Annotated in this window: 12 protein-coding genes; 3 read left to right on the top strand and 9 right to left on the bottom strand. The window is 52.7% G+C overall.

Features of this window, described 5'->3' with window-relative positions; translation table 11 throughout:
- Positions 1-13 precede the first annotated feature (13 nt).
- Both ACYVAM_RS02840 and ACYVAM_RS02835 read right to left on the bottom strand, forming a co-directional pair.
- Positions 14-1,909, bottom strand: a complete 1,896-nt coding sequence (locus ACYVAM_RS02840) for a hypothetical protein (RefSeq protein WP_461063704.1) — start codon at positions 1,907-1,909, stop codon at positions 14-16.
- A 45-nt stretch (positions 1,910-1,954) separates the two neighbouring features.
- Positions 1,955-2,386 (bottom strand): GPW/gp25 family protein, encoded by a 432-nt coding sequence (locus tag ACYVAM_RS02835; RefSeq protein WP_461063702.1) that lies wholly within the window; start codon positions 2,384-2,386, stop codon positions 1,955-1,957.
- Between the two features lie 182 nt (positions 2,387-2,568).
- Here ACYVAM_RS02835 and ACYVAM_RS02830 point away from each other — a divergent pair, with 182 nt between their 5' ends.
- From ACYVAM_RS02830 to ACYVAM_RS02820, 3 genes are all read left to right on the top strand, one after another.
- Positions 2,569-4,299: a type VI secretion system Vgr family protein gene (locus ACYVAM_RS02830; protein WP_461063700.1), complete on the top strand. Its 1,731-nt coding sequence runs from the start codon at positions 2,569-2,571 to the stop codon at positions 4,297-4,299.
- A 17-nt stretch (positions 4,300-4,316) separates the two neighbouring features.
- A complete protein-coding gene (locus ACYVAM_RS02825; protein ID WP_461063698.1) occupies positions 4,317-5,594 on the top strand; it encodes a hypothetical protein in 1,278 nt (425 codons plus the stop codon).
- An 88-nt stretch (positions 5,595-5,682) separates the two neighbouring features.
- On the top strand, positions 5,683-8,679 hold the full coding sequence (locus tag ACYVAM_RS02820) for a DUF6531 domain-containing protein (RefSeq protein WP_461063696.1): 2,997 nt from the start codon (positions 5,683-5,685) through the stop codon (positions 8,677-8,679).
- Here the strand turns inward: ACYVAM_RS02820 and ACYVAM_RS02815 are convergent.
- From ACYVAM_RS02815 to ACYVAM_RS02785, 7 genes are all read right to left on the bottom strand, one after another.
- On the bottom strand, positions 8,573-9,727 hold the full coding sequence (locus ACYVAM_RS02815) for a hypothetical protein (protein ID WP_461063694.1): 1,155 nt from the start codon (positions 9,725-9,727) through the stop codon (positions 8,573-8,575). The genes ACYVAM_RS02820 and ACYVAM_RS02815 overlap by 107 nt on opposite strands.
- A 6-nt stretch (positions 9,728-9,733) precedes the next feature.
- Positions 9,734-10,612: a TssN family type VI secretion system protein gene (locus ACYVAM_RS02810; RefSeq protein ID WP_461063692.1), complete on the bottom strand. Its 879-nt coding sequence runs from the start codon at positions 10,610-10,612 to the stop codon at positions 9,734-9,736.
- A gap of 37 nt (positions 10,613-10,649) precedes the next feature.
- Positions 10,650-10,943, bottom strand: coding sequence for a PAAR domain-containing protein (locus ACYVAM_RS02805; protein WP_461064215.1), 294 nt, complete (start codon positions 10,941-10,943; stop codon positions 10,650-10,652).
- An 80-nt stretch (positions 10,944-11,023) separates the two neighbouring features.
- A complete protein-coding gene (locus ACYVAM_RS02800; RefSeq protein ID WP_461063690.1) occupies positions 11,024-11,419 on the bottom strand; it encodes a LytR/AlgR family response regulator transcription factor in 396 nt (131 codons plus the stop codon).
- A 1,076-nt stretch (positions 11,420-12,495) separates the two neighbouring features.
- Positions 12,496-13,968 carry a TolC family protein gene (locus ACYVAM_RS02795; RefSeq protein WP_461063688.1) on the bottom strand — a complete coding sequence of 491 codons (1,473 nt, stop codon included), beginning with the start codon at positions 13,966-13,968 and terminating at the stop codon, positions 12,496-12,498.
- Positions 13,965-15,317, bottom strand: coding sequence for an HlyD family secretion protein (locus tag ACYVAM_RS02790; protein ID WP_461063686.1), 1,353 nt, complete (start codon positions 15,315-15,317; stop codon positions 13,965-13,967). The genes ACYVAM_RS02795 and ACYVAM_RS02790 overlap by 4 nt, the downstream gene beginning before the upstream one ends.
- Before the next feature lie 41 nt (positions 15,318-15,358).
- Positions 15,359-16,384, bottom strand: coding sequence for an ABC transporter transmembrane domain-containing protein (locus ACYVAM_RS02785; protein ID WP_461063684.1), 1,026 nt, complete (start codon positions 16,382-16,384; stop codon positions 15,359-15,361).
- Positions 16,385-16,491 lie beyond the last annotated feature (107 nt).

The raw sequence follows: 16,491 nt of genomic DNA, 5'->3' as shown, positions 1-16,491 counted from the left end.
ACATGGATAAAATCTAAACGTGTGGCGTTTCCTGTGCCAGGAACAACCGGTATGAGGTAACCTGGCCCGAGCGATGAATCAGCTTTTGAAGAAGCCCTTCCATCATCACATGCCATTCGTCCTGGGTAAGCGTACTATCCTCCGCCGGATGCAGGCTGATATCGACGGTACGGATCAGCCCTTCTTTTTGTGTGTTGCCCGTCGCAACGCCTTTTCGAATCGTTACCGAGCCCAGTAAAGTCCCTAGTTCATGGTGAAAAAAGGCCCTGATATCTTCCAGCGTGACAATGCGCTGGTGAGTCATCAGCGCATACCGGTAGGTCTGCACACGATGAAGTGCTGAAGGACGGCTGCGGCCGCCGAGGGTGGTGGTCAATAACTTGATGCTTTCGTTTTGCAGGCTATTCGAACTGTAAGCCTGCAAGGTGGTACCGGCGGGGATGTGGTTGGCCAGTTCGCAATTGGTTGTCCAGAAATCGACCTGCATGGTATCCCCTTCCTCAAACGGCTTGAACAATACATATTGATTCAGGGCGATCGATGGAGTCATCGTGTTCTGAACCTTGCGTTCAAGTTGCTCGATCTTTTCCTGCAGTTGAGTCAGGAGCAAGCGCACCGTATCCTGACCGTACACCGCAAAGGCAACCGATTCATCGCGAAGCAGTTCCAGCAGAAAGGTCAAGTGTTCGCGGGCATTGCGGACATCGAACCGCTCGACCCCGCCCCGACGAACCGTATACCCGCCCTCGTCGATGTGATCCGCTTTGTGAAAAGGAAACGGCGTAAATACCCGTTCCTTACTGTCCACGACCATCCTGACCAGCAGCAGGGTCTCAAAAGAAGCCGTTTGCAGGGGGAGGAGGTTATAGTTGGCGTTGGTCCGGTAAAGAATTCGGTTGGCTTTTCGGTTCAGGGCCGGGAAGGCATTGAGCTCAACGGCTATTTTCTCCAGTACGGTTTCATCGAAGCGGGCCGGAAAATCAACCTCTAGCCAAAGCAACGATTCGCTTCCCAGCGATTGCAGTCCCTGCGCGCCAAAAACCTCATTGAAGGCGGCTGGATAGGGCACTTTGAGGGGCTCCATTTCTCCACTGGCAGGCTGCTTTATGTGCACAAAGCGAGTCTGGTAGGTTTGCCGAATGTCGCTCTCGAGCTGATAACTAATTTCATATTCGGACAGCAGTTGAGCCGGGCCATCGCTGCTACGCTCCTCAGCCTCGGCATAGGCCGGACCGGTAGCCGTCTGTAGGGGAGAGCCGTTCAGATACCAGCGACTCAAGGCTAGCAGCGGAAGTAACGGTTGTGAATCTACGTCACTGGGCCAGTTGAAGAAGAAATTTACCCGATCGAGGGAGTCGATGGCCGGGTTGAGCGCTAAACCGATCCAGAGCGTCTTCGGAGCCAGTTTGCGGAGCGGCATGGTTTGCGCCACCAGCCGTTTGCCCAATTGCGGATGAATGGCATGGAGGTGAGAACCGGCCGCCAGATAAGCCACCCGCCCGTCGACGAGCCTGAGCGAATCGACAGCCGAGAAAAACAGATCCTGCAGGCTATCCAGCTCGCCCATCAGCTGCGAGGCATATTTCTGCTGAAAAAGAAAACTTTGATTGGGTTCTAATTCAACCACCGGTTCTGCCGGGTGAGCCTGCATGATGGCATGGGCCGGACGGGGAATGGTCAGTAAGTCGGGGGTTAGCAGGTCGGCCAGGTGCTCAAGAACGCGCCCTTCCGACTCCATAAATTCGTTACTGATTTTATATACCTCATTGGCGAGTGTATCAATCAGCATCCTGACAAACGAATCGAGGTTATTCAGGTCCCGAACGCCCCACATCTGCATCATATGCAGCAGTAAACGTTGCCGAATAGCTTCTTTGGAAAAATAAGATCGTTGGTCACTCAGCGGCATGGGTGGTCAGGTAATAAAGTGAAATTGCCGGAAGAATAGGGCTCATTAGGTTGACAGCTGGCCGATGTGCAGTTGGGTGGCAAACCGGAAGGGCTCTTCTGTTTCGCACAGCGTCGCATTGATCGTCACGGTTGCCAGCCGTCGGTATTCGGCCGGAGTGGCATCGAGCCGATGCTCAACGGACTGGAATTGTACCGTTACCTGCGGATTTTTCAGCCGGCGTTCATGTTGCCGGATGGCGGCCTCCAGGGAGTCGCACAGGTAGTCGATCCAGCGGCTGTTTCGAATGGTATGGTCGAACTCGATATCCCATATTTTGCAGCCGAACGAGCGGTCACTCCGGAGCTCGCCATACTTGGTATGAAGCAGTAAATACAGCACTTGAGCAATCGAAACGCCCACACCGCAGGTGGGTAGTTCTTTGCCGGCCATCAAAGGTCCAAATCGAATTGGTAGACGGTAAAATGGCTGATTCATAATCATTTACGGGGCGTACGATAGTGGGCTGTAACAAATCCTAACCAATAAACAAAATTGGTTGGTAATCGACAAGCATTTTCTTACATTCGGCGTGGTTAATTCCAGGACCTAATTTTAACCCCGTTTACCTGCTCTGTTGAAAACTGACCAGGCTCTCTTACTCTCTCGTTCCCCTTGCCATGTCCGTTTATTCTGTTGTTACCGAAACCACATTGCTCATTGAAGGAAAACGAATCTCTTCCTTTCGTTCGCTAACCCTACAGCAGTCCATCCATTCCACGCATGAATTTCGGTTGCTGTTTGAGCACGACGCCATCGAAGAATTGGTGACCTTGTTTTCGGATCAGTTTGATCAATTGCAACGGAAGTCGATTGATATCACCATCAAAGGCGATGCGTCATCAAGTCCGCTGGAGTTTAAGGGCGTCATCACCCAAACCGAATTGCGGCAGCAAGACGATGCGTACTGGGGCCTCATGACGCTGATCGGGCATGGCCATTGCGAAGCCTTACGGACCGTACCCGGCACTCAGACATTTATTGACAAATCGATTTCAGATGTCGTCTCGGCCTCCCTGAGTACGTATGCACAGCCCAAAAAAGTAACAGCTCCCCTGGGGCCCGCCAGACTTCCGTTCTGCGTTCGGTACCAGGAGTCGGTCTGGGACTTTCTCAAACGGCTGGCCTATGACTTTGGGGCCTGGTTTTATTATGACGGAGCAAAACTCCAGTTTACGACCAGCCCCGGCACGCCGTCGGCCATGAACTTGACGTTTGGTGCCAATCTGGTCCATTTCCGCACGGGCGTACGGGCTGCCCCGACCTATTTTAAACAGTACGATTATTTGCCGGAGGAGGATCGTCGGCTAGAAACAGAATCTACAAAGGATCTGGCTCCCTACGGTAAGCCTGAAAATAATGGGGTGATCACTCCGCACCCGGCGCAGGCTACTGCCGACATGACGCCCTATCGCGACAATCGCAAGGCGGCTCTGGCTGCCGAAGAAAAATACATGGAAGGGCAGGCACGCGTGCCTGGGTTGTATCCGGGTTGTAAAATTATCGTGAAAGACGCCCCATCGGGCAAAGGAGGACAATCTGCGCCCTACCTCGTTACCGATGTGGTGCATTATGTAGATGGCGTCGGGCAGTACCACAATCGGTTTCGGGCTATTCCGGCCACGGTGGTGGCCATGCCCGTTCGGAAACTGGTGCGCCCCATGGCACAGACGCAGATTGGAGAGGTCACTGACAACAAAGATCCGAAAGGCATGGGCCGGGTAAAAGTAAAAATGCTGTGGATGAAAGATCCCGATACAACCCCGTTCATCCGAATGACGTTGCCGCACTTTGGGCTTCATGCCGATAACAAGAAAACGCGGGGCTTTCAATTCGTACCCACCGTTGGCGATCAGGTAATGGTGGGGTTCGAGTACAATGATCCGGAGCGCCCTTTTGTGATTGGGGCAATGCCTCACGGGAAGAACAGTGGGATCGATACCAGTAAGCCCGAAGAAGAAAAGCACATAAGCGTGGGCAGTGGCAGCACCCTGACATTTATCGAAAAGCCATCGGTGAAGGAAATTCACGTGCAGGTCGACGAGAAAAACTTTGTCAAGATCACCGTGCCGAGCGGTAATGGCACCATCACCGTTCAGTCGTCCAAAGACATATTGATAAAGGCCACCGCCAAAGTAACCGTTGAAGCGCCGGAAATTGTTCTGTCGGGTAACACTGTGACGATAGAAGGCAAGCAGGCCGTGAATATCAAAGGCGCTCAGGTGAAAATAGAAGCTACCGCCCAGATGGCCGTGAAAGGTAGCATGACCGATATCGAAGGCACCGGTACAATGAACGTCAAAAGCTCCGGCATGACTACCGTCAAGGGCTCAATGGTCATGATCAATTAACACGATTCGGGTAATTTATGCCATTTGTTGCCACAAATCCGCTGAGCCAGCGGCTGGCTGTGTTGGAACGGCTCTGGCTGGAATTCCGGCGGCTGCCCGATGCTCGCCTATGCCGATGGCTGTTTGCGCCGGGTGAAGCCTGGTTTCTGGATGTTTTCCTCCAGGAACAGGCCGGACCCGATGCCATTTCCAACGATATATTCATAACCCTTCGGACGCCGGTGCAGCACTGGCAGACCTATTTTGACCATGCCCTGGACGAATTGTCCAGCCTGATCGACCACGATACCGCGCTTCTTGCCGACCGGGATCTGACCATTGACTGGGCCGTTGACCCGAAAAAAAATGAAGCGGATTCCCTGGTTCGTTTCGTGGGGTATGTAAACCGGTTCGTCAAAGGACTCGGTGCGCATACCGATGGCGTATTGGTGTTGTGTATACTGCCGCCCACCTCGGCGAGTCCCGCTGTACTGGATCAGGTGCTGACGGCGCTGCTACTGGGCAAGTTGTCGTCCGACATTCGTATTATCGTAGCCGATACGATCGGGGAGGAGCAACTGGCTACCTTACCGGGTCGGTTCGGGAAGGAGGTTTATTCACACGCCATTGATCTCCAGCTTCAGAAAGTGACCCGGCAGGTAGCGTCCCTGGGGCCGCCAACAGCCCCCGATGTAAAGTTCCGGCAATGGCACGCGGAGTTGTCGAACGCGATGACCCAGCGGAACCTGCGGGACGTGGAGTATTTTGCCAGCAACTGCCTGCTGATCTGCCAGCAGGAACAGTGGTCTACGCTGGAAGGAAGTGTTCATTTGTCGGTCGCGCACGCTTACGTAACCCATCGTCGGTATGAAGAAGCGCTGGCCCGATACAGCCGGGTGGCCGACCAGATGGAAGCGTTGTATACCCAAGGCGACGAATCGGCCGGCCGAATGAGCATTATGGCCTGGCTGGGTGCGGGTGGCGTGTATGAGGCATTGCGCCAGCGTCAGCGCGCCATCGATTCTTATGATCTGGCCAGCGAACGGGCCGAAACGCTGACGGAGTGGTTACTGGCCATTGAAAGCCATCGTCGATTAGCGATTGTTCATGCCCAGGAAAGCCGGATGCGGTTATCCGAAACACATTACCGTCAGGTATTTGCGCTGGCCGAACAGCTTCCTCCCGAACAGCATCAGCTCGCCCATCTGTCGGACATCGGTCAGATTTACTGGCAGCAGCAGCAGACGCCCGAAAAAAGGCAGAAAGTAATGGAATTAGTGACCCAGGTACTGGGCCCTGAATGGCGCAAAACGTAAAGACATTTTTGTTACCTATAACGCAGTTCTTGCGATATCAAATTTAAGAGTCTGACATCACGTCGACACGAATGCCAAACCCGCCAATATGCCAGAATCACCTTTATTTCGGTCAGGATTACGCCGATTACTTTACCCCGCTGTTGTTCGCAGCTTGACCAGGGACGAGGAGAACCCCGGGCAACTGGACGAAAGCAGGCAACGGCTGGCGCTTCGGCCAGAAGATTGCCAGGCACTGCCCACCACACGCCGGATGCTGGCTGGCCGATTCGTGGATGTGGCAACCGGCGAAGTGCTGGTTGAACAGGTTGATGTAGAAATTCCGGGTGTGGTGCCGTTTCGGTGGGCTCGTCTCTGGCGTTCCAATCAGGAAAGTGCCGGATCGGTGGGCAATGGCTGGCGTCATTCGTATGACTTTGTGTTGCTGGAAGACCGGCTCAGTCGGCAGGTGATCATCCGCCTGCCCGATAACCGGGGCGTCTTGTTCCCGGCTCTGGCAGAGGGTGAAACGTTCCTGAACCGATCCGAAAAACTACGGCTGAAACGCGATTCGTATGGATACCAGTTACAGGGAACCGATGGGCTCCTGTATCGTTTTGCGATGAATCCGGTTGGCAGTCTTTGTCGGCTGGCATCAGTTGGAACGATTGGTACCAACTACCAGCTACGGTTCAGTTATACCAACACGGGTCAACTTCGTCGTATAACAGATGATTTTCAGCGGGTTATCGACATTACGACAACTGCCAGACAGCACATTAGCCGACTGGAAATTGTCCAGCCCAACCAGCCTCAGAAGTGGGTGACGCTGGTGGAGTACCAGTATGATGAGCTGCACGATCTGAAAGAAGTGATGGGGCGCGGGCAGCCTATGGCGCAGTACCATTATCGACAGCATCGACTGATTCGTGTGACGGATTTGTTTCGCCAGAGTGTCTACTTTACCTACGAAAAAATAGGAAATCAGCACGTGTGCAGCGAGCTGACAATCGAGAAAGGACAGCCTTCCCTGCAGTTTCGTTACCTGGTCACCGAGGGGCGTACCCAGGTCATCGATGGGACGGGCGGAATCAGGCAGTACGTACACGAAGACGGTGTTGTCCAGCGCTTCATCAGCGCGGGGGGGCGGCAGCGGGTCTGGTTTTTTAGTGAGTACGGCGAACTGCTCAGCGAGCAGGATGCGCTGGGAAATACCTCCTTCTTTATCTACGACGAGCAGGGAAACAGGACCGAGGCTGCCTGGCCAGACGGGGGGACAATGCACATGCAGTACAACGAGGATGGGCAATTAATGACCCTGACCGACCGTGCGGACGGCGTCTGGCAATGGACCTACGATGAGGCCGGTCGCCTGCTTTCCTGCATCGATCCCGTTGGCACCGAAACCAATTTTAGCTATGCCGAAGATGGTCTGTTGGCGGAACGTACTAAGTCCGATGGCCAAAAAAGCCAGTGGGCATATGATGCGTATGCAAATCAGTCTATACACACGGATCAACTAGGCAGGCAGACTTCCTGGGAATACGACTTTTTAGGCCAGTTGATCAGCGTTACCCAGCCAGATGGAGCCAGAACGAACGTAAGTGAGAAAACGAATGGGCGTTCGGTCGTAGCCATTCCTAAAGGAGAGACGACATCGGTGCAGGATCACCCGACATACGATGCGGATGGACTGCTCATTCGGCTTCGGCGCAGTAACCGGCTGAACTGGCAATTCATTCGGGATGCTGCCGGGTGTGTCCGCGAGTACACCCGGCCGGATGGCACATCGACCCATTTCCACTACAACGCAGCCGGACGCCTGACCGAGGTGCTTTTCAGCGATGGGAGCTGGTATCACTACACTTACCGACTGGACGGATGGCTTATCGAGGCCACCTCACCCACCACGGTCGTTCAGTTCGAGCGCGACCCCCTGGGCCGGATTATTGCCGAAACTGCACGACCCGTGCAGGTGACAACGGCCTACGACAACGCCGGTCGGCTGGTGAATTGGCAATCATCGAATCAGGTTGCCGTGCAGTCTACCTACGATGATCGGGGTTACTTAAGCCACCAGGCGCATTCGGACTGGCAACTTCAGTTTACTTATGATCGGCTGGGGCGCCTGACCGAGTGCCAAATGCCCGGTGGACTACAAAGCCGCTGGCAGTATGATATTGGTTCGCTGCCCGTCAGCCACAAGCTTTACTGGGGGAGTGGTTATCAGGCTTCCCGCTCGCAGACGTATAGCTGGGAACACCAGCGACTTGCCCGGATTGAGGATAATCGATATGGAACGGTTACGGTACAGTACGATGCCTTCAATGACCCAACGGAAGTGGTCTGTTCCACTGGCTGGACCGATCGTTGGGTAGCCGAACGGGCGCATTACCAGCAGCAACTCCTGAAACCCGCTCCGGAAACGGCTGAGCCGGGCTGGCAGATGCTGACGGTGGGGACGGCTCGTTTCTATTACGATGCCGACGGATACCTCCGTGAAAAACGGGTATCTGGTCAGGTCTGGACATTTCAATGGCACGAGTCCGGCGTTTTGCAGCGGGTTGTCCGACCCGACAACCGGGCCGTGACGTTCGCCTACGACGCCCTTGGCCGACGCCTTGAAAAAAAGCTAGACGACACTACCGTGCGCTGGGCGTGGAACGGCCGTCGACTCCTTCACGAATGGCACCATTCGCCGGGGAGCGAGCCCATTGAGTTAACCTGGCATATGGCAGGGAATGACGAACCGACAATGCTCCGGGTTGGCAGGCAATGGTATAGTGTCGTTTGCAACGTGGCTGGTCACCCCCTGTCGTTCCATAGCTTGCAGGGCGACCCGGTCTGGGAATGGCGCTGGTGTCTGTTTGGTAAAAAGCACAATATGACCGGCCCCTCCCACTGGCATACTTACCTGGGAAGGGGGCAATTTGAGGATCAGGAAACCGGTCTGATTTATGCGGATTTCAGGTACTATGATGCCGGTACCGGCTTGCCTATCAGTCCAGAATATTCCAGCCCCGCCGGGTGGGCGCGAGCTGAATGGGAGCCTCCTCGCGCACCAGAATCGTATCTTTCCGCTGCCCGATATATTCGAGCGTACTGAGTTTGTTCCAAAGCCGGGTAAAAACAGCCAGAAACTGCTCAACTGCCAGCATGGATCCCCCAATTTGCTGGTGGTTGTAGTCATGTTCGAGCAACCGTAAAAGTAATTCCTCAAATTGCCCGGGTGTCACATCGGTCCACTCGTAGAAATAATGCAGCAACTCCTCTTTCTGACGAGTGGGCAGGCAGTATAGTTCCGTGTAAATGATGCTGGTCAGGTTGGCGAAATAACCGACCAGATACACCGGCGGATGCTGGTGATCCAGGTTGCGGTACTCAAAAAAGACGGTTCCCAGATAATCCAGGATTCGGTTGCAAAACGCCTGAACCCGGCGGGCCAGATCCGACGGTTGGGACTGGTCGAGTATTTTGCGGATAATTTTGAACGAACTAACCTGAATTTCATTCAATCCCCAGCCAAAGTTCTTGTAATACTGAATCAAGCGGGGATGACTGGCCACGGAGGCACAGGGGGGAATGTATTGGCTATCGACGATATAGTGTCCTTCGTGATACGTAGCCTTGCCGATAATCAGGTGGTGATGTCCCAGATCGTTGGCATTGACCTGCTCCGACGACACCACCATCAGTTGGTAGGAATACTCCGTATAGGGATGCCGAAGCGGTGATTCTTCCGGATCGGGATTCCCGACGGGTACTTTTTTGAACGGATTGACAACCAGCACGATGTCATAATCCGGCCTGAGTTGATCGTCCAGACTTTGATTGATCTCAAACGAAGCTGTCAGCACCGTGAATTTCAGGACATCCGGATTGATGGCAATGCGGCAGCCGCCCTGCGTGATGGCATTGCATCGGTATAAGCGAACCTCAACGTGATCGCTGTTTTTTTCAAGCAGATCAAATTCGTGGGCCACCGACGTACCTCTGACCGGCGGCAACAGGCCGTAATTATAACTGGTCAGAAACAGCGATACGGAATCACGTACTAAATCCTGAACGTGATGGTCGGCTTCTACAAAATGCTGTTGCGACAGCTTCATGCCGTCGATCCAGTTGACAGGAAGGTGGTTCTTAGGAAATAACATAGGCTGTTAGCTGATTTCTTCTACCCGTTTGGCAACAATCAGGTAGTTTTCGCGAAGGTTATTCTGAGCGATTGTCTGCTCAAAATCAATATACGACCGTAATCGGAACAAAGAAGGCTTCAGGCTATAAAATAACCAGCCATATTCATGGGCCGTATCATCGAAGGTCTGAATCGGGTCGTTAGGGAATTTATGATTGTAGTCGTCAACAAATTTTTGAAACCAGGTGCCAAACGGCACATCGCCGGTTGTGCGCGCCTTTACTTTAATGGGGGGCTCTTTTCGGTTTGGATCTTTGTAGATCTGAACTTCCAGGAGCATAAGCCGGTAATAATCGACCCCTTCCATCTCGACTTCTTCGGCATGACGCGGGTAGTACCATAATTTATAGATTTCGTTTGGTACGTTCACCAGCGAATTAAAGGTATAAGCGAACAGCACCGGCAACAGGAACGGTAACAAACTGCTCGACGCCCATAAATCATACTGAAGCAACCCATACCTAAGGCTGCTCAGGTAATTGAAAAGGGGAGTGAACAAGACCAGGCCAAGCCCAACGGTACTGACCGTCATCAGGAGTACTAACGTAGGTTTTGTGGCAAACGCAGGCCCCATATCGGCGATCATCCGGTTCAGAAACAGAATGCCGCATAACAAACTGAATACCTGGACCACAACGTAGTAGACGGGAATAAATTGCAACCCATTCAAGCCGAACAGTCCGGCAATAGCCAGAACGAAGCCACTGAGCAGGACCGTTAAGATCAGCCGCTTGTTGCTCATTAATTCCAGTTTACGATTCAGCCATATCGTTGCAATGAACAGGCCTAACGTAACCAGGAATAAAAGTATATAACTTACTAAAAAAGGGGAAATAACATCCATAGAGCGTAATCTTAAGTCCTGACTAGTTATCCCGCGCTTAACCGCCAATCATTACTGTCGGAAGACCCAGTATGATAGAGCCTCCGTGTGCGGTCAGATCGCCCATACGAGCCGCTGGCGCTCCGCCAATCAGCACGGTTGCCGAGCCTTTGACGATGGTGTCTGGCGGGCCTACGCAGACAAGCGAATCACCCACGCGGGCGGCCGGCAGGTTGCCAATCATGACCGTCGGGCAGCCGGGTCCCACAATTGGCCCACCCACATGCGGAATGCCTGGTGGTGTTACTTGAGGACAGGTGTGCATGTCAGTTAAACGGGCGGCAGGCGGCATAAAAGCAGGAAAATCGAAGAATGTATAAATATAGGGTATAATTGATCCCCGCATACGTTTACCTGCTTTGCAGGCAACGGTTATCCCCAATAAAGATGTTGCAGCTCTTTTTTTACCATTGACCAGCGACGGCGGGAAATGATGATTTCAGTACCTGTCGCTAGGCGCAGCATAGGGCCTCGATGCGTCAGCTGCGTTTTCTGAACAAAATTCCGGTTGATCACACAGTTCTGATGAACGCGAATGAAATCGTCGATCGGTAACTGGTTGGCATAGTGCTTGATGGTATAGGCCATCATTTGTTTGCTGCCATCGTTCCAATATAACCAGCTGTATCCGCGTACCCCCTTGATCATGATCAAGTCATTGATCGACCGGCTTTGCCAGCCAATCCGGAGGTCATTGACACGTACGGATAAAATAATGTCTGAAACAGATGTTCCATCAGAACCTGAAACAACAAAACTTTTGCTCATTGGTAATTTTAGGTAGAGGGTTACAGATTAGGAGTATTGGTGATAATGCTACTGACTTCCTGCTCGTTTGTAATCAGAAAATAAATTCAGTTTACAAACTATACGATTACCTGTTTTGTAAAAAAAAAAGAACAAGTACTATTATACTTATTTTTCTCTCTTTTTTTTAGTTGACAGCTAATTATTATCCGATTTGTCGAAACTATACTCCACAAGTCATCAAAGCTGATTATCAGTTGCTTTAGCGGTTGTGTTCCAGGCTATTGTGTAAATGATTTGCTCATATATAGATATGGTTTCTCATTTCTGTTTAATTGTTCTTGTAGTTAATTTTACCGTTCAGCAAAAGAGTTACATCAAGTATTCGTCATTTAAAACTAGAGAATAACTAGGCAATAAGGTAGTCAGCATTGTCACTTACCTTGAAACAGCTGGTCATGGTCCTTCCTATTGCCTGTTAAGATGACTGTATTCCCGCACCGGAAAGTTGCTGGTCGTTACCTGGCAGGTGGTTATTGACCCGTTGAACGCAGCCGGTTTTAGTCGTCTCTCCGCTTTTTTTATACAGTCGAAGTTAACAGATGATCCGCCTGTGAATTACCGTATGTATACCAATGACAACAAACAGGGTGTGAACGACAATTTGTAGTATGTGAGTGGCGTCTTTTTGCCAGTGAGCTGCTTCGATTTTACGTATAGCGCATTTACAGACACTTTATTGGTCAGTTGCCCGACCCCGTTCCCGTTCCACAAAAGAAAGTAATGGGGCCTCGAATGCCTAAAATGAAGCATAGACAAAGTGTAGACAGCTTGTCTAAGCTGTTGATTATGAATACAATAAATTTAATGGATCCTGCTCTCCGGATAACTATTGTTACTGGATACTGACGTGTTTTTTCGCCCGGTATCTTTTTTTGAGCAAGTCGGGCCGGAATTACCCGTTATTCACCTGCTGCATCGGGTATGTGATCCGGCGACGTTTCCTGTAGGTTGGAAAAAGGAGATGACGTCTACCGCCCTGAGCAGGGCGGTAGTGCTTTTAATCGGGGACAGCGGTTTTGGGCTAAAGAAAGCCCTTAGTTATTGATATCGACGGTGCTTCCCGCCACATAATACAGCCTCGCAATCGTTTTTTGATACGTTGCCTTCAGGTATTCGCCTTTTACCCGCAGGTCGATCAACTTGGTTTCCCGGGAGTTGACCAAAAAGAGGGAACTCTCGCCCAGGAGAAATTTATCCGTCTCCCCCTTGACCAGAATCTGCTGGTTCTCGATCGTCCGCTGTTGGGTTTCCATCTGATTGATCAACGCCTGGAGTTGATTATACGCTACCTGAACACCGTTTACAATCGCTCGTCCCTGGTGCTGGCGATCCAAAAGCGTTTGCTGGTGTTTGATCTGAACCTCCCGAAGCTTGCCCCGTTCTTTGCGCAGAAACAAAGGAAACACAAGGTCGAGGCCGATTTTATAATTCTGGGGGCGGAATGAATAATAGCTGCTCCAGTCATAACCAACATCAAGAATGGGGGTCTGGCTGAGCAAACTGGCACTCAGGGCAATCTGCGGCTGAATCATGGCTTGCCGGAAACGCTCCTCCAGTGTCAACTGCTGCAACTTATTGTCGAGTTTAAGCAGATCAGGGTGGCGCTGGGCGGCCTGCTCCGACAACGACCGCTGGAGAACATCAATCGGCAGGGCGGAAGGGGGCATCTGCGGAACCGAATAGGGCGGCAGATCGACGGGTTGCCCGTCGGGAGTCCACAGGAAAACATTAACCCGCAGCCGGGCGTTTTGCTCATCGGCTATGGCCTGCTGCCTCTGAACCAGGCGGTCCTGTACCGTAATCAGCGCTTCTGTTGTGTCGATAAAGGCCACATCGCCCAGTTGAGCCTGCTGGCGCAGAGCCATGAACCGCCGTTCGGCCAGCACATACCCTTCTGTCAGTAACTGACGCTGCTGATAAGCCAGGAACCAGTCCCAATAGGCCGTGGCGGCTTCATACAGCGTTTTGTTGATCAGACTGATTCGATCCGCTTCCGCCAGGTTCTGGGCTACCCGGGCCTGCCTCACGGCATTACGGCGGGCATCGACGAACAGGGTTCGCCCGATGGGCACACTCAGCCCGACACCTGTCAGACCCGTTGGGGGAGTACGTTCTTCGGGGTTGATGTACTTTCCGGCCGGGTCGTTTCGATCATACGTAATGTTGAAATCGATGCCAGCGGGCCAGATGGGGATGGCCAGTTTGTTCTGCCAATGATCGTAATACAAATCGGAGCCGAACTCTTTGCGGTCATAATGAGACACCAGTTTGGGATCGAAGGCACCCCGAGCCTGGAGCACGATCTGGTTGGCCTCTTCGCCAAACAAACCTGCCTGCCGAATGAGCGGATGATGTTGCCGGACCAGCTCATAAAAGACGCGGGCCTGAAAAACAGTTGTGTCCAGACGGGCTGAATCATTCTGGCCGCGAAGCGTAAACGACAGGACGCACAGCCATAGAACCAGCCAGCCAGTCAGCAGATTACGGAACGAAGTCAGTCGGATCATGAGGGTGTTGATTTAGAAGGCTCCGCTTTCAGGCTGGGAGGAAATCCATTCAGTAGTCGCCACAGTTCGTACCAGATCGGTACATCGTCGAGCATGACCCAGCCGCGCACACCCGACCCGACCCGCAACTGCGCGGGCCACGGCTGGTCGCCCGGTTGCTGTATGGGCCGTACCAGCAGCCGATAGCGACCGTCGGGGCTGCTAACGGCGTCGATGACCGCGACTTTACCGCCAAAAGTACCGACCGCTACGCTGGGCCAGCCCGAAAACTGAATGGCTGGCCAGCCATCGAACTGCAGTCGGACGGTGCGGCCCCGCTGAATCAGGGGGACATCCATTGCGCGGACGTACAGCTCGACGGCCAGCTGAGGCTTGTCTGGCTGGAGGGTTGCAATGGGTTCACCCGCCGAAATAGTTTCCCCGATTCCTGTTTTGGCTGGCTGAACGATAAACCCGCTTTGCGGGGCCCGAACGATGTACATTCCCTGGCGAACCTGAACATTGCTGATCTGGTTGCGCAACTTGGCCACTTCACCCGCCGTTTGTGTGCGGCTCGACACGGCCGAGCTTTGATCGGAGCGGGCTTTGGCGATATTCTCGTCAAACTGAGCCTGGATCGTACTTAAATTGAGCCGGGCGTTAATCAGCTCCTGGCGCGTTATGCTCAGCTTATTCTCCTGGGCAATAACCTTGGCATTATCCTCCTGCACGCGGAGCCGCCGGGTTTCCAGATCGGTCAGGGAAATAAGCCCGCTCTGGTAAGCCTTTTCGTACCGGGCAATTCGGTCGAGTGTGATCTGGTAATTGCGTCGAATGGCCTGCAGATCAGCCTCATCGGCAGCCAGCCGAAATTCCGACTGCTTGACGCGGTTTCGGGCGGCATCCAGATTGACCCGCACACCGGCTTCGAGAGCCTGGATTTGCTTATCCAGGGCGCTGATCTTCGCCAGATAGGCCTGCTCGGAGCCGACTTTGGCCGTCAGCTGTTCATTCAGTCGCTGAATGATGGCGGGATCGAAAAACTCGTCTTTGATGTCGGAGATGACCAGCAGCGTGTCGCCCTGTTTGACAAAATCACCATCCTTGACCAGCCAGCGTTCGATGCGGCCGGGTATGACATTCTGAATGGTCTGGGGCCGATCTTTGGGCGTAAGTGCCGTTAATTTTCCCATGCCATCGATATTCTGACGCCAGGGCAGGAACATGACGACCAGCCCGACAAGCAGGAAAAACAGCCACCATCTGCCCAACCGCCGACCGCTGTCGGGATTGGGTAAGGTGCGTAGGGCGTTGATGGGATACCGATCAAGATCGTTGACATCGATCCGCTCGTTCGAGATATTAAGCATAGACTATATAGCAACAGGCGGTCGTTCAGGACGTTCTGCGCTTAGGATAATTCAGGTTCAACGTTGGGAATGGTAAGCGGTAAATCCGTAACCGTCGCAATCTTTTCAACGGCGGTGAGCATGTCAAACACCGTGTCGACGCCGGACAAAAGCTTGTCGACAGCGCCGGTGATCAACACAATCATCACTTCTGAAGCAACGAACTGACCCAGCGACATTTGCCGGCTAACGACCAGAGAGGTGCCGAGGATCAGCAAACCACCAACGACAATGGTCTTGAAGGCCACGCCACTATACAGGAATCGCTTGATTACCTCAAAGTGAGCCTGCCGGTTGGTGAGGTACTTGGCGACCAGCTCGTCCATTTTGGCCATAGCCTCGGTTTGGTCAACGAGTGGATGGCCCGGTTCCTGTTGCCGGTCGGGCAAGTTACTGGCCATCTCTTCCAGCCAGGCTTCAACCTTGTATTTATACTTGGATTCGGCCAGGCTGGTCTTGATACCACTCGGGCTGAGGATGCGGATAACCAGCCCCACCGACAGCGCCACGAAAAGACTAAATCCGATAAAAATAGGGTGATAGGCTGACAGCAATAACAAGCCAAATACGATCTGAACGATGGCCGTCGTGATGTCAACCAGGAGTTTCGGCATTCCTTTCTGAATTGTCAGAACATCGAAGAATCGGTTCATCAGCTCCGGTGGATAGTAGGCCGACAGGGCTTCCGGATCGATGCGGGGCAGCCGATAGGCAAACTCAAACGCGGCTTTGGTGAAAACACGCTGCTGAAGAATTTCGACCAGTGTCGTTTGCGCCACCATCAGCAATCCGGCAACAACGATGCCTACAATGACCAGGGCAATCATTACATACACTGAACTAAAGACCAGGCCACTGGAAACCAGTGTGAAAACGGCCTGCGTGCCTAAGGGTAATGACAGGCTGATGGCGCCTGTGATCAGGGCGTACAGGAAGATATAGCCGATGTCTTTTTTTTCGGCCGTCAGGAGCCGAATCAGTCGTTGGGTCGGTGTAGGCAAAGATTCAATACTACGTTTACCTGCCATTTGTAAAAGAATAAAGACGTTTTAAGGGACCAGATATTGACATTCATTGTGTACTGCACAGGACGTCCATTTACCTGTCTTCCAGGACTGATCGAGTAGAGGGCCAA

It is taken from the genome of Spirosoma horti (genome assembly GCF_054776595.1).
The sequence above is the reverse complement of the archived record's forward strand: the minus strand, read 5'-3'. Positions and strand labels throughout refer to the sequence as shown.